Origin of the sequence: Wolbachia endosymbiont of Mansonella ozzardi (assembly GCF_020278625.1) — a bacterium.
GTDB lineage: Bacteria > Pseudomonadota > Alphaproteobacteria > Rickettsiales > Anaplasmataceae > Wolbachia.
The window spans coordinates 8,205-21,126 of record NZ_JADAKK010000014.1; the positions used below are offsets into that span (position 1 = coordinate 8,205).

General features: G+C 36.0%; 12 protein-coding genes and 1 pseudogene. 7 read left to right on the forward strand and 6 right to left on the reverse strand.

All coding sequences use genetic code 11. The features are described from left to right. Positions 1–777: helix-hairpin-helix domain-containing protein (locus IHO40_RS02130; protein ID WP_255585949.1), on the forward strand; the 777-nt coding region annotated here is incomplete at its 5' end. Positions 778–794: 17 nt separating this feature from the next. Here the strand turns inward: IHO40_RS02130 and hemB are convergent. Together hemB and IHO40_RS02140 are read right to left on the reverse strand one after the other, a co-directional pair. Further along, entirely contained in the window at positions 795–1,796 is a 1,002-nt protein-coding gene (hemB, locus tag IHO40_RS02135; protein ID WP_225536549.1) for a porphobilinogen synthase, read from the reverse strand. A gap of 914 nt (positions 1,797–2,710) precedes the next feature. Continuing rightward, positions 2,711–2,875, reverse strand: coding sequence for a hypothetical protein (locus IHO40_RS02140; RefSeq protein WP_225536539.1), 165 nt, complete (start codon positions 2,873–2,875; stop codon positions 2,711–2,713). A 205-nt stretch (positions 2,876–3,080) separates the two neighbouring features. Here IHO40_RS02140 and IHO40_RS02145 point away from each other — a divergent pair, with 205 nt between their 5' ends. The 6 genes and pseudogenes from IHO40_RS02145 to IHO40_RS02170 all read left to right on the forward strand — a co-directional run bounded on the left by IHO40_RS02145 (position 3,081) and on the right by IHO40_RS02170 (position 9,715). Beyond that, complete coding sequence (locus IHO40_RS02145; RefSeq protein ID WP_225536540.1) at positions 3,081–3,320, forward strand: hypothetical protein; 240 nt, start codon at positions 3,081–3,083, stop codon at positions 3,318–3,320. Next, positions 3,314–3,754 (forward strand): hypothetical protein, encoded by a 441-nt coding sequence (locus tag IHO40_RS02150; RefSeq protein WP_225536541.1) that lies wholly within the window; start codon positions 3,314–3,316, stop codon positions 3,752–3,754. Before IHO40_RS02145 ends, IHO40_RS02150 begins: the two co-directional genes overlap by 7 nt. Positions 3,755–3,849: 95 nt before the next feature. Continuing rightward, on the forward strand, positions 3,850–6,228 hold the full coding sequence (gene gyrB, locus IHO40_RS02155; RefSeq protein ID WP_225536542.1) for a DNA topoisomerase (ATP-hydrolyzing) subunit B: 2,379 nt from the start codon (positions 3,850–3,852) through the stop codon (positions 6,226–6,228). 128 nt (positions 6,229–6,356) lie between these two features. Next, a pseudogene (locus IHO40_RS02160) lies at positions 6,357–7,418 on the forward strand (outer membrane protein assembly factor BamB family protein). Beyond that, positions 7,411–8,799: a dihydrolipoyl dehydrogenase gene (gene lpdA, locus IHO40_RS02165; protein ID WP_225536543.1), complete on the forward strand. Its 1,389-nt coding sequence runs from the start codon at positions 7,411–7,413 to the stop codon at positions 8,797–8,799. Before IHO40_RS02160 ends, lpdA begins: the two are co-directional and overlap by 8 nt. Next, positions 8,780–9,715, forward strand: a complete 936-nt coding sequence (locus IHO40_RS02170) for a tyrosine-type recombinase/integrase (protein WP_225536544.1) — start codon at positions 8,780–8,782, stop codon at positions 9,713–9,715. The genes lpdA and IHO40_RS02170 overlap by 20 nt, the downstream gene beginning before the upstream one ends. Before the next feature lie 81 nt (positions 9,716–9,796). On the opposite strand, the gene IHO40_RS02175 is transcribed toward IHO40_RS02170, so the two are convergent. From IHO40_RS02175 to IHO40_RS02190, 4 genes are all read right to left on the reverse strand, one after another. After that, complete coding sequence (locus IHO40_RS02175) at positions 9,797–10,201, reverse strand: hypothetical protein (protein ID WP_225536545.1); 405 nt, start codon at positions 10,199–10,201, stop codon at positions 9,797–9,799. A gap of 61 nt (positions 10,202–10,262) precedes the next feature. Further along, positions 10,263–10,514, reverse strand: a complete 252-nt coding sequence (locus IHO40_RS02180; protein ID WP_225536546.1) for a hypothetical protein — start codon at positions 10,512–10,514, stop codon at positions 10,263–10,265. 649 nt (positions 10,515–11,163) lie between these two features. After that, on the reverse strand, positions 11,164–12,114 hold the full coding sequence (gene trxB / locus IHO40_RS02185; protein WP_225536547.1) for a thioredoxin-disulfide reductase: 951 nt from the start codon (positions 12,112–12,114) through the stop codon (positions 11,164–11,166). Next, on the reverse strand, positions 12,115–12,714 hold the full coding sequence (locus tag IHO40_RS02190; protein WP_225536548.1) for a peroxiredoxin: 600 nt from the start codon (positions 12,712–12,714) through the stop codon (positions 12,115–12,117). Positions 12,715–12,922 lie beyond the last annotated feature (208 nt).

The following is a 12,922-nucleotide window of genomic DNA, read 5'->3' on the forward strand; positions in this document are numbered from 1 at the left end:
AAAAAAGAACATAGTTTGTTGAAATTCATTTATGATAATTCTCAGCATAGCTTGGAGCAGAAGCTTACTGATTATAAAAAAAGTCTGGAAAAACTTGAAGGGCTTAGTAAAGTTTTCTTGTTACAAAATGTTCCAAAGCGTATTGAGGTTTATGATAATAGCCATACATCTAGAAATCAACAAGTTGGTGTGATGATTGTTGCAGGGCAGGAAGGTTTTTTAAAAAGTGAATACAGAAAATTTACTATAAAAGAAGAAATTTCAGGTGATGACTATAAAATGATGAGAGAGGTGCTGACCAGACGTTTCTCCGGTAAGATAAAAGACATAATTCCCGATTTTTTATTGATTGATGGTGGGCCTGGGCATGTCTCCATAGTAAAAAATGTATTAGAAATATTGAATATAAATATTCCTTTTGCTTGCATGGCAAAGGGCTCCTATCGCAACGCAGGGAATGAAAGATTTTATATGCCGGGCAGAGAAGGATTTACTCTAGCAAATGACAACAAAGTCATGCTTTATTTACAATCGCTGCGTAATGAGGCTCATCGTTTTGCAGTCGCTTCACATAGAAAAAAGCGCGATAAACAGCCTTTCGTTTCAACGTTAAGTAAAATAACTGGCATTGGTAGCAAAAGAAAAAATGCGTTAATGTTTCATTTTGGTTCAGTGGAAAACATAAGCAAAGCTTCCCTGGACGAAGTTCAGAGTGTAGCTAGAATTAGTAAAGAATTAGCAAAAGCTGTTCTTGAACACTTGAATGACAAAAAGTAAACTTTCTACAGTGCGTGTTACGCTTCTTGCCTCAAATTTTTTGCAACATCAAGTGCAGCGTAGGTGAATATTGCACTCGCACCTGCGCGTTTAAAGCCAATTAAAGACTCATAAATTACTTTGTCGTAATCCAGCCAGCCATTGTTTGTTGCAGCTTTTATCATTGCGTACTCACCACTTACTTGGTAAGCAAAAATTGGAAAATTGAACTTATCGCTTGCTGTTTTTATTACATCCAAGTATGGCATACCTGGTTTTATCATAATAAAATCTGCACCTTCATTTATATCCATTTCGACTTCACAAATTGCCTCTCTTGCATTTCTGTAATCCATTTGATAGCCACTTTTATCAATAGAACTAGATGGTACGCATGAACCGATAACTTGTCTAAATGGTGCATGGAAGCTGGAGCAATATTTCACTGCATAAGATAGTATTGATACATCTTGAAAGCCATTATCATCCAATGCTTTTCTTATTTTACCTATTCTACCATCCATCATATCAGAAGGAGCAACTATATCACATCCAGCTTTTGCTAAAGCAAGTGCTTGCTTTAACAACACTGGCACAGTTTCATCGTTTTCTACGTCTATCCGATTTTTTTTTAAAATGCCATCATGACCATGAGTGGTGTATGGATCAAGTGCAACGTCTGCGATAATGCCAATGCCCGGCACTTTTAATTTTACAGCACGAATTGCTTTGCAGATTAAATTGTCCAGACTGTATGCTTCCTCAGCATTTTCAGATTTTAATTTGCTGTCAACTACAGGGAAAATTGCAATAGCATTAATTCCTAAATCCTCAACTTCCTGAGCCATGGAAACCAATTCATCTATCGAGTAACATTTTATGTTAGGTAAGCCAGGAATTGGTTCGGTTGTTTCTTCTCTACCATGAACAAACAGGGGAAAAATCAAGTCGTTTACTGATAAAATACTTTCACTTGTTAAATTGCGAACCCATTTACTTGAGCGTCTACGCCTTAACCGTGTGTTTGGAAAATTAAACATCGTATTTATTGTGCTAGACAAAACTTAACCTGACAGAAGAACTGAGGTAGTCTAAACTAATATTAGAGTCTTATTCAATGCTATTAATATTTTTCTGAAAAGCAATATATTTGCTATAAAAAAATAGATCTCTTATACAAAATCTCAATGGTAACAGGATAGATTAAAGATACCGTTTTGCCAGTCAACAATGGTATCATCTAAATATCCCCCTTCTCTTGCCATCCAAATAGCTGACACTGGGACCTAAGATGCTACTTTAGTAAAAAAAATACTTAAGAAATTTACCAAGTAGAAAAAAAAGACAATAAAACCCCGAAGTAGCTAGTTATTCCTCTCTCTATTTTTAAATCCGGCGTTGGGTGATGTCTGAAACGACTTATAAGCGCGTTTTAGCTTTTATAGGTAAAAACCCGAAATTTTATAAAGATATACAATACACATAGTGCGAAAAATTAAACAATAGTACGCCAAGTACAAGCTTTCTTATCACTTTAACCTACACAGATTGGGAAGTTAAACAAATAACTTCAGTGTCGTGATAAGGGGGTTAATAGAGCTTGTCAAGTAGTTTTTTTCGTTTCTATTCTATTGGGTAGCTTTTCTCTACTGTTGTCTGCTCATTCCTTGTGTAGTGTAATTGGTATTACATAACCTATTTTCTGATTTAGCGTCAAAACTTGCTTCCCTCCTCAAATGCTCCACCTTGCTTCTGTCTTTATGATTAAGCTATAGCCTATAAATTTCTTATTTACATTACTTTTATAGCATATTCTGCTAATATCAGAATAGGTATGTAATATGTTAGGTGAGAATAAATAACCAACAGCAAGTATAGAGCACGTGCTATGGTAGAAAGAGCACAAAATGCTTACCACAATACTGGTAAAATTAGGCGATCTATTACCATAATTTTATTGGTAAGTATGATTGTCCCATTTGCTCTTTCTTATACAGTTCCTTCTGTATTCATGATTAGTAGATTGTTTTTTGAAACCAGGAGAAAATGAAATGAGATTATCGGCTTGGCCAAAAAATATCATCACGGTAATACCAAAAGCTGTTTTGGCTGTATGCATTATTGCCTCCTGTATACTTTTAGCATTGCCTATGTTATTCCTGTGGCTACTAGACCAGACACTTATTGGAGAAGTGCAGCAGCTTTTTAACTGAATGCAAGAAGCTTAGGAAGAAGAAAGACTACTTCTCATACATGGTTTAGTTGATGTCCTTCCTTTTGTTGCGAAAACCACTCACGATCCAAGCGCAGTTTCTAGTATAAATTTGAGTATTGATAAACTTATAGAGGAATATAAAGAGGACCTAAGCAGGGAAGAGTTCCATGCACAGCTAAATAGGGAAAATATAACTGATATTGAAGAGTATATCGAACAGTCAAATGAATTTAAGGCAGATGAAAAATCTAAAGCACTTGAGTGTTTGAAGTTTATCAATAGAACAGGAAATAGTTTCAAAGATAATTATAGTCAGTTAACACTAAAGCAAGCAGCTATTTTGTGTTAGAAAGTTGCAACGATAAAAACACAAGAACAGAAGACCCAACAGTTCCTTTAAGCGATGGAGATATAAAAAATAGAAAGGATATGTTTGTAAGAGGTCTTACAGATGCAGCAACAACTTATGGCAAACAAGGTCAAAGTTGTGCTGGTGGAACATACAATAAACTATTTGAATATTTAGCTGCTTTGCATCCATCAGTGGTTATCAAGCTGGATGAAAAGAAAGCTAGTAAAATTAGTTGCTGTGGACAGCAAGATAATCAATTAGTAAGTAATTTTATAGAAGAAGTAAGAAAAGCAGTTAGTCAAGAAGTTCAGGATGAAGAACTGAATTTAGATGGATTTATACAAGAAGGATTCGAGAATGTAAAGCAGGTAAAAAACAAATTACCACAACTTCAAGTAAACTCAGTAACTGATAGTCCAAAACAACAATAGCAAAAGCCTCTTAATTCTGTAGACTTATTTAAAAATGTTGCTAATCGACATGTACAAATGTAATATTAATTAGTATTCATAAATAAAGCAATTCCATGGAAAGTAATTACAACGCTGATGCAATAAAAATCTTAAGAGGTCTTGATGCTGTAAGGAAGCGTCCAGGTATGTACATTGGTGATACTGATGATGGGTCTGGTTTGCACCATATGATATATGAAGTTGTCGACAATGCGATAGATGAGTCTTTAGCTGGGCATTGTGATAAAATTGAAGTTAGCATAAATGAAGATGGTTCAGTATCCGTAACCGACAATGGTCGTGGCATTCCAACTGATATCCACGAAGAAGAAGGAATATCAGCAGCGGAGGTAATAATGACCCACCTGCATGCAGGTGGAAAATTTGATAGCAATACCTATAAAGTTTCCGGTGGATTACATGGTGTTGGAATCTCAGTTGTAAATGCATTATCAAGCTGGCTGGAGTTAACTATTTGGCGCAACAAGAAAGAACACTTTATGCGTTTTGAAGATGGTGAGTCTATTGAGCCTTTAAGGGTAGTAAACGAAAATACAAGCAAAAGGGGGACTAGAGTAACATTCATGCCATCAATGGAGACTTTTAGTAGTATTGATTTTAGTTACTCTACCCTTGAGAGTCGTATTAGAGAATTGGCATTTTTAAACTCAAATATAGAGATCACTTTACGTGACCTTCGTAACAAACCACATGTAGAGTCTCATTTTAATGATAGTGAACAATCTCAAGATAATTTTGGCACAGCAAATTTTGTGCGATATTTAGATAAAAATAAAACGCGTGTTACCAAAATTGCTAGCATGAGAGGCGATACAAAGGATCTCGGCATTAGCGTAGAAGTATCAATGGAGTGGAATGACTCTTACTACGAAAATATGCTGTGCTTTACAAATAATATAAGACAACGAGATGGTGGTACACACTTAGCAGGATTTAGGTCTGCCTTAACTAGATGTATTAACAATTATGCAACTAGAGAAGGGTTTTTGAAAAGGGCAAAAGTGAATTTGGCTGGGGAAGATGTCAGAGAAGGGTTAACCTGTGTTTTATCTCTTAAGATGCCTGATCCTAAGTTTTCTTCACAAACAAAAGATAAGTTGGTCAGTTCTGAAGCGCGCACAGTTGTAGAAAACATAGTTTCTGATAAATTGAGTACAATACTTGAAACTGATCCAAAATTAGCAGCAAACATAGTAGAAAAAGTCATCAGATCAGCTAAAGGAAGAGAAGCTGCAAGAAAAGCGCGAGAGTTAGTTAAAAACAAAAACACCATTGATATTTCCACTCTACCTGGAAAGCTTGCTGATTGTCAGGAAAAAGTTCCTGAGTTATCAGAATTATTTATAGTAGAGGGTAATTCTGCAGGTGGTACTGCGAAGCAGGGGCGTAATCGTAAAACACAAGCGGTACTTGCTTTAAGGGGGAAAATTCTAAACGTAGAACGTGTAAGTTTAGACCGTATTTTTTCATCCGCAGAAATTGGTTCTTTAATTACTGCAATTGGAGCTGGAATAGGAAGTGAGCATTTTGACATTGATAAAACTAGGTATCATAAAATTATCATTATGACAGATGCAGACGTTGATGGTTCACATATAAGAACTTTAATTCTAACTTTCTTTTTTCGTTATATGCGTGAGGTAATTGAAAGAGGGTATTTATATATAGCACAGCCACCTCTTTACAAAGTTACAAAAAATGCTAAAGATACCTATATTAAAGATGATGAAACTTTTGAAGAGTATATAGTAAACTTGGCGGTTAAAAGATTAACATTAAGCGGTACAGATAAAGATTTACGCTTTGCTTTGGACAAATGTCTTAGTATTTCAAACATTAGCAAAAATTATGACAGGGAAATACCACAAAATCTATTGGAGTCACTACTAATTCTAAGCAAAAAGAGTACCCTATCGTCTGCTGATGAGATATTGAAATATTTAGAGTTAATGTACAACGAATACAATTGGGAAGTAGAAATAAAAGATGAAGAAAGAGAAGTGCATATCTCTAAGTTATTTCAAGGACTAGCAAATAAATATATATTTCCGCTTATCATGCTTGAAAGCAAAGAAATACAAAATATATTGAGTTCTCTTGATGACATAATTGACTTATTTAATGGTGATTCATTTTTAAAGTCACAAGAAACTGAAATAAAAATCAAATCTCCAAGCACACTTGCGAAAATAGTGATGGACTATGGTAAAAAAGGGTTAACTCTGCAGAGATTTAAGGGTCTTGGTGAAATGAATGCCGATCAACTTTGGGAGACCACACTCAATCCTGAAACTAGAACTTTGCTCAAAGTTGAAATAAAAGATTGTGAGGAAGCTGATTCTATATTCTCAGTGTTAATGGGCGATATAGTCGAATCACGCCGTGATTTTATCAATACCAATGCACTAAATGTGCATGACGTTGATATTTAACTTTTGGTTCAACTTAGAACATTTTCATTGTGGTTAACAACTCTAGTATGTATATTGATAAGTCTTGTTTTCAATAAGTAATAAAAGTAGTAATTGTTATGATAATGTTATTGCGTAGGAGTTACATAATGGCAAGCGAACGAATAACCTTGGTCGATAAAAAGTTATCGCAAGGTTATGTAGCTCCAGTGCTTACAGGAAATAGTATCATTTTGACAGATAAGCACGGCACTTTGTATTTCTTTGATGCTAATAGCTCAAGGGCTCTGAGTTGGAAATTGCATCTTCTACGTGGAAAGAAAATTGGTAACATGAGCCTATTGCGCCATAGAGGAATTGTTTTCTTTATAGTAAATAACGTTCTGAATACAATAGATGCAAAAATTGGCGAGGCTCAGTGGGAAAAAGGACTGAGAGCTCCGGTAAGAGGAAAAGCAATGGTAACAAATAATAAACTGATAGTATTAACCATCGATAACTGCCTGTATGCGTTTGATATAAAAGATGGCAGCTCCATTTGGACTTATCAAGATGGTATCAATGTGGTTCGTGGTTTATATTCCATATCACCTGTAATTTCCAATGATAAAATAATAGCACCGTTTTCAAATGGTGAGTTGATAGCTTTTAACGAAGATGGTAAAAAATTGTGGAACCAAAAATTGGCTACAAACTTTTTGAACACACAGCTCACAGACGTGACCACTATACCAATAGTGCTTGACGATACTTTAGTAGCTACAAACAATTCTTATATTTATGGTATTGACATAAAATCAGAAAACATTTTGTGGTCAAAGCCATTACAAGTAAAAAGTGTATCAGACATTGTATCATATTATAGTCCTCTCGTTCCTGCAAAGGAACAAAGAACCTGTGGCAGGATTTTTGTAGTTACTAAAGATAATAAAATAATCGGTGTCGATATACGAAACGGAGAAACAGTCTGGACGTCCGATTTAATAGAAAATACGCAATTATTTGCTCCAACTATGTATGCTCATGCTTTATGGGTAACAGTAATAAAGGGTTGGTATTTGCTTTTCCTGAATCTGAAAACACAGGAAAGGCAATTGAAATACCTGGCAATGTGTTTTACACTCCAGTGTTTACCCATGAATAAGATATATGTGACAACTGAGGGAAACGGTGTTTATTCTTTAGAAAATAGGTTTGTTTTTTATGACTGATTACGATCTGATTGTTGTAGGTGGCGGTCCAGGCGGCTATAAGTGTGCCATTGCTGCTGCAAGGCTTGGATTAAAAGTTGCCTGTATAGATAAAAACAGCATTTTTGGTGGTACGTGTTTGCGAGTTGGATGTATACCCTCTAAAGCTTTACTTCACTCCTCCTATCAGTATTTTCACACGAAAAATGATCTGTCAAAACTTGGCATAAAAGTTAAGGATGCTAGTTTTGATTTAAAAGAAATGTTGGAATACAAGGATGCTAGAGTTCAGGAACTTGGGAAAGGTATAGAATATCTGTTCAGCTTTCACAAGATCACTAAAATCAACGGACTTGGGAAAATTACCGCTTTTGATCAAGGCAATCTTGAAGTTTTAGTTGAAGGCAAGACGTTGAAGACAAAAAATATAGTAATTGCAACCGGTTCTAATGTTATTTCTCTACCAGGAATTAATATTGACGAGGAAAATATCATTTCATCTACCGGTGGGTTGTCTCTAATTGAAATACCAAAAAAACTTGTCGTGATCGGAGCTGGGGCAATAGGGCTTGAAATGTCTTCTGTATGGAAAAGGCTAGGGTCTGAGGTCACTGTAGTAGAGTTTCTTGATAAAATTGCTGCAGCAATGGATGGAGAATTAAGTAAGTCTCTTCTTTCTAGTTTGCAAAAACAAGGAATAAAATTCTTACTCAGCACTAAAGTTGAGGAGATAAAACAAAATAGTAATTCTCTCAGTGTAAAAGTTTGCTCTACCCAAGATAACCGAAGAAACACTATAGAGGCAGATAAGGTGCTCATTGCAGTGGGTCGAAAACCATGCACCGAGGGTCTTGGTATCGATGAGAAGATAGAGAAAGATAATCGTGGGTTCATTCAAGTTGACAACAGGTATGAAACTAATATGAGGGGAATATTTGCCATTGGTGATGTAATTGGTGGAGCAATGCTTGCTCATAAAGCAGAAGAAGAAGGGGTGGCAGTTGCAGGGACAATAGCAGGGCAGTCACCTCACGTTGACTATGGGATCATACCATCCGTCATTTATATTCACCCTGCGGTTTCTTCAATCGGTAAAACCGAAGAGGAACTGAAAAGTGCCGGTTGTAAATATAAAGTTGGTAAATGCCAATTTGCTGCAAATGGCAGAGCAAAAATCACTGGTGATGCCGAGGGATTCGTGAAAGTGCTAACTTGCAGCACCACAGATACAATACTAGGTGTACATATCATAGGAGCATATGCTGATACGCTAATTAATGAAGCAGCAGTTGCAATGGCATATGGTGCTGCAGCAGAGGATATATATAGAATTTGTCACTCTCACCCTGATATAAACGAAGCTTTCCGAGATGCGTGTATCGATGCCTTCTTTAAAAAGTAACCTTGGTTCAATTATTGGAAATTGGTATGAATGGCTGAGATACAATAGATCTTACTCACCTAACACTTTAGAATCATATATGAGAGACTTGCGAGATCTCATAAATTTCCTCAGCGCTCACATTGGTGGAGAAGTAAATATTGGTTCCTTAGAAAAATTAAGCATACCTGAGCTAAGAAGCTGGCTTAGTTTCCGTTATACAAGAGGTATAAATGCAAGGTCTAACACTCGCGCACTGTCAGCAGTCAGAAACTTTTTCAAGTACATAAAAAACAATTATGAAATAAACAATGAGGCTGTATTTTCCTTGTCAAACCCAATTCAGAGAAAAATTTTGCCTAAAGCATTATCAATACCTGATGTAAAAACTCTACTGAAAAAAGTGAAATTATCTGACTGGGGTGAACCCTGGGTAATAAAAAGAGAAGTTGCAATTATTGTTCTGTTATATGGCACAGGCTTAAGAATTAGTGAAGCGCTGAGTCTTAGAATTGGTGATGTAAGTGGCGAAAACCTAATAATTACAGGTAAGGAAAACAAACAAAGGCAGGTATTTATTCTTCCGGTAGTAAAAAAGTGCTTACAAGAATATATAAAAGCTTGTCCTTACCTTGGCATTGGCGGTGAATCACAATATCTCTTTGTGGGGGTAAGAGGGAAAAATTTGGGAAGAACTTATGTTGCTAATCGTTTGCAGAAAATAAGAAGAATGTTGAACTTGCCAGAAATTTTATCTCCACACGCATTACGTCACAGTTTCGCCACTCATTTGCTTCAAGAAAATGTTGACATAAGGTCAATACAACAACTACTTGGCCATTCAAGCCTGGAAACTACTCAAGTTTACACTCATCTAAATTATCAAGATATTTTTAGTATGTATAAAGATTTTCAGCAGAATTTGGAAAAGGAATAAAAATCCTTGTAACTTGAGGATTATCGGTAGCACTACAAGGTCCTATGTCTTTTTCATCTCCTTTGTATAAAAAATACCATACTAAAAAGGACCCAGTGTAACTGCAGCAGGACAAGCACTTATCTCTGGATAATTCACTATCGTTAAACACGCACCAACAACAAATGCTCCAGATAACATGAAGAAAGTAGAGGTGTAATTTCTACCTGGAGCGCTTGCCTTCGAGGATTTTTGATTTCTATTATCCAGACCTTTAGTACGGAACCGTTCATTCTTTAGTAAAGGTTGATCTCCATTATCAGTCATTTCTTGATTAATAGGGGTACCAGTTCTTGCTTGTTGATCAACCTCTCTCTGCTTTTTTTGTTTAAAACACTCATCTCCTGGTATATCATTCATCCCTGCTAAAGGGCGTTCCATACTTACAGGAAATTTTTTATTTAAATAATTCGTAATAGATTCAATTGGATCACCAACACCTCTCAACGCAGCAGCAACAATTGCATACCTAATGAAGCGATTATCTTCTACTAATTTTTTGCATCACCTAAATCCTTTCATTAACAGTATCAGTTAATCGCTCCTTAATGGCTAGCTCAACCAATAGCTTCAGCTCTTTATTTTGTATTGGCTTTATTCGACTAAAATCCAGCTCCTTATGTTTTAAAAGTTTAGTCGGTACTTCGTTTTTATCTTTTGTTATCGTTTGTAAACATGATTCGATGATTAGGCTAAGTGGTGTTTCTCTTTCTCCATTTTGGTTTCTTCTCCAGCAGTTAGGGTTGAGCTCTTGATTCAATAGTATTTTCGCTTGGTAGGTGTTTCGCTATTAGGGCATTTAATAATTGTTCCCCTTTTTGTGCTTTTTGTATTTCTATTATCAAATGTTTAGCAAAATTTTGCCTAGCACACTCACTAGGACTTTGGTGTTTCTTATTGGTTATATTAGTGATTATGTTTGGGTAACTAAACAAAAGTTGTAACGTTTTCTTTTGTTTGAAAGCACATTGCTAAATGTAAAACTGTGTTGTCATTGATTTATTCACGAGTATTAACATTTATGTTCTGGTCCAGTAGAAGTAGCTTGACCATGCTATGATATTTCTTTCCCGTCTTCATTCTAGGACATGCAGGCAAATTAGTAACTATAGTCATTAATAGTATATACCCTGCGCAAAACGCATTAACATTTACATCTTCTCCCAGAGCTTGCTTAAAATCTTCTAGGTTTCCATTATCAATGGCATCAAATAACTTTTTTGTTGGTGTGTCAAGTGACTTTTGGGTCCTTTCTGACTCAGCAGTACCTACTCCACTCCTTTACAAAGACATATTAAACCTACCTAATAACCCACTAACATAACTATACAACAAAAAAAGAAAATAACAATGAACCTTTCTTTCCTCTTGAAAAGGGTTATTTATGTATTCCCTATTTTTTTAACTCTTTACTCACTTGTGCACTCTAAAAACTTCTCTGCGTCGAGCGCAGCCATGCATCCAGTTCCCGCAGCAACTACCGCTTGGCGATATATTTTATCCTGAGCATCACCTGCAGCAAACACCCCTGCCCTACTAGTTAAAGTCGTTCCAGGATTCGTAATTATATAACCCTGCTCATCAATTTCAACAAAGCTCTTAAAAACACCCGTATTTGGTGCATGTCCAATTGCAATGAATACTCCATCCACTTCTAGTTCTTGAACTTTTTTAGTTTCCGTTGATTTTATTGCAATGCCAGTAACTTTCTTTGGATTTTCTTTTCCAAGAATTTGCTCCACGGTATGGTTCCATACTACTTTTATTTTATCATTTCTAAAGAGCCTGTCTTGCATTACTTTTTCTGCTCTTAATTTATCACGTCTGTGTATTAATACAACTTCTTTAGCAAAGCGGGCTAAGAATATTGCTTCTTCAACGGTGGTATTTCCACCACCAACAACAGCTACAACTTTATTTCTAAAAAATGCACCATCGCAAGTTGCACACGCTGAGACCCCGTAGCCTTGAAATTTCTTTTCACTCTCCAGGCCAAGCCATCTCGCTTGCGCACCAGATGCAATGATCATTGCATCTGAGTAGTAGTCATTAATATCACCAAAAGACCTAAATCTATATTCATTAGAATCCCCGAGCTGCTCAACGCTCTTTATTTCATCGTCTATTACTCTTGCTCCAACCTTCTCTGCGTGCAACCTCTTTTGCTCCATTAATTCTGGACCTTGTATTGAAATAAATCCGGGATAATTTTCAACATCCGTAGTGATCATAAGCTGACCACCAGGTTGCATTCCGGTTACTACAATTGGCTCTAAGTTTGCACGTGCTGCATATATAGCAGCAGCATAACCCGCTGCTCCAGACCCAATAATAAGAACTTTTGTACTAAGTTGCCCCATCTATAATTGTTCACTGTATGAGTTTAGATAGTCGGCTACTCCTTCATCACTTGCTTGCATTGCTGGTTTGCCTTTCTTCCATCCTGCTGGACATACTTCGCCATGCTCTTTGTTATGTTTAATTGCATCAACGATTCTAATGAACTCATCAATATTACGTCCTAAAGGTAAATCATTTATTGATTGATGACGTACAACAAACTGATCATCAATAATGAAAGTTGCTCTTAGAGCAATTGAGTCATCATATAATACTCCATAGTCTCTTGATATAGACTTTTTGATATCAGACACTAAAGTGTAGCTAATCTCTCCAATACCACCATCATTAACTGGGGTCTCTCGCCACCTATGATGTGAGAACTTTGAATCTACACTTACTCCTATGACTTCAACATCGCGTTTTGAAAAATCTTCTATTTTGTTACTAAATGATATTAGCTCAGTTGGGCATACAAAGGTAAAGTCAAGTGGATAGAAAAAAAGGACCACATACTTATCTTTTACGTATTTGCTTAGACAGAAGCTGTCAACTATTTTTCCGTCGGAGAGCACAGCCGGAGCAGTAAAATCAATAGCGGATTTTGTAATAAGATTCATAATTTACCTATTCATTTTAAAACAATTTTAATTTTACACTTTGATAAGCTTACATGCAAGTTTTCTTTAGTTTTAGTTCTATAAAAATTTCCAGACCTATTGTGACTGTACGAGCATTAGATTTCTTACATAACCTAAACTAAGCAGAAAGAAGCAAAAGAAACTCCGTTAGCTAGTTATTCACTATCTATCTTTTAAATTGGCATTT

Bases quoted from the DNA above. Each gene is read 5' to 3' on its own strand.
- gyrB (WP_225536542.1), top strand. From the start codon at position 3,850: ATGGAAAGTAATTACAACGCTGATGCAATAAAAATCTTAAGAGGTCTT.
- IHO40_RS02140 (WP_225536539.1), bottom strand. From the start codon at position 2,875: ATGCATACAGCCAAAACAGCTTTTGGTATTACCGTGATGATATTTTTT.
- lpdA (WP_225536543.1), top strand. From the start codon at position 7,411: ATGACTGATTACGATCTGATTGTTGTAGGTGGCGGTCCAGGCGGCTAT.
- hemB (WP_225536549.1), bottom strand. From the start codon at position 1,796: ATGTTTAATTTTCCAAACACACGGTTAAGGCGTAGACGCTCAAGTAAA.
- trxB (WP_225536547.1), bottom strand. From the start codon at position 12,114: ATGGGGCAACTTAGTACAAAAGTTCTTATTATTGGGTCTGGAGCAGCG.
- IHO40_RS02190 (WP_225536548.1), bottom strand. From the start codon at position 12,714: ATGAATCTTATTACAAAATCCGCTATTGATTTTACTGCTCCGGCTGTG.
- IHO40_RS02170 (WP_225536544.1), top strand. From the start codon at position 8,780: ATGCCTTCTTTAAAAAGTAACCTTGGTTCAATTATTGGAAATTGGTAT.